The organism is Kitasatospora sp. NPDC093558, assembly GCF_040683475.1.
GTDB lineage: Bacteria > Actinomycetota > Actinomycetes > Streptomycetales > Streptomycetaceae > Kitasatospora.
On sequence record NZ_JBFBDY010001191.1, the window covers coordinates 1 to 1,368 of the forward strand.

General features: G+C 74.2%; 2 pseudogenes. One reads left to right on the plus strand and one right to left on the minus strand.

What is annotated here, in order from left to right:
- A pseudogene (locus AB0O00_RS39655) lies at window positions 1-336 on the plus strand (threonine synthase); the annotation flags it as partial.
- Between the two features lie 4 nt (window positions 337-340).
- Here AB0O00_RS39655 and AB0O00_RS39660 read toward each other — a convergent pair.
- Window positions 341-1,368 (minus strand): annotated as a pseudogene (locus AB0O00_RS39660) (XRE family transcriptional regulator); the annotation flags it as partial.

The following is a 1,368-nucleotide window of genomic DNA, read 5'->3' on the forward strand; positions in this document are numbered from 1 at the left end:
AAGCCGACGGACGCGTACTCGATCGTCAGCACGGTCAGCGGCTACCGGGGAGTGCTCGCGGTGCGCGGGATCGGCGGGCGGGCGCTGGCCCTGGAGGACGCCCGACTGGTCGCCGCCCAGCGGGAGCTGGCCCGAGCCGGGCTGTGGACGGAGCTGTCCGCCGCGGCCGGGCTGGCCGGGCTGCGCGCCGTGGGGGACGTCGAGGGCCCGGTGGTCTGCGTGTCGACGTCCAGCGGGTTCAAGGACCTCGGCGTCGGATCCCGGCCCACCGCGCCCGTCGCGCCCGAGTGGGACGAGGTGGAGCGCAGGCTGGCGGCGGCCGGGATCCGCGGCTGAGGCGCTACCGGGTCGACGGGACGCGGGCCGCCTCCGGGAAGGTGGCCTGCCGGTAGTGGGCGTACTCGCGCCGGAACGTGTGGCCGAGGTGGTACTGCAGCCGCAGGTGGCGGAACTGGTAGACGGCGCCGGTCTGGCGCAGCACGCCGCGCCGGTAGGCGTCGTCCAGGAAGGCCGCGACGTTCCACGGCAGGCGTCCGGTCAGCGGGAGCCAGACGCGGGTCAGGACGATCCACTGGCCCCAGGCGGTGAAGCCGAGCGCGTAGGCGAGGGTGCCGCCGATGCCGCCGATGGCCCCGATGTAGAGCCCGTCCGCGAGCGGCCAGTTGAGGACGCCGAGCGGGCCGCTCAGGAGGACGACGATCAGGCGTCCGCCGAGCGCGATCGCGAGGGTGAACGCCGGGACGAGGACCAGCACCTGCCGGCTGACGGTGGTCCGGTTCGAGGTCAGCAGGGCGACCGGGGTGGCCGCCGAGGCGGTGTCCAGCGGCGCTTCGAGCATGCTGGTGAGCCCGAACACCACGCCGGCGGCCGAGCCGAAGATCAGCCCGTACACCAGCATGTTGATCAGCGTGCCCTCGATCACCTCGGCGTCGGCGAGCGGCGTGCCGAAGTACAGCGCGTGCTGCAGCGTCTGGGCGGGCGCGGCGCCGAGGCCGATCACCGTGCCGCCGAGCATGATCGCCGCGAACCGGCCGGTGAACACCCGGACGGTGCCCGGACCGCCGCCGTGGTGGCGGGCGAACAGGCGCAGCCGGACGTAGGTGGGTTCGAGGGCGAGGCCGCCGAAGATCGTCATGACCGCGTAGACCGCGCCGACGGCGAGTCCGGCGATCGGTCCGAGGAGGACGCTCTCCAGGAGGAACCGCTCCCCCTTGACCTGCGGGTTGCTGCCGTAGAACACGACGAGGACCACGCCGACGATCCACTCCGCCACGGTGACGCACAGCGCGGCGGCCAGCACCGTCGCGAGGATCCGGGCCGGGCGGCGCACCGAGCCGCCGATCTGCCACCACGCGAGGTCGGGCCGGT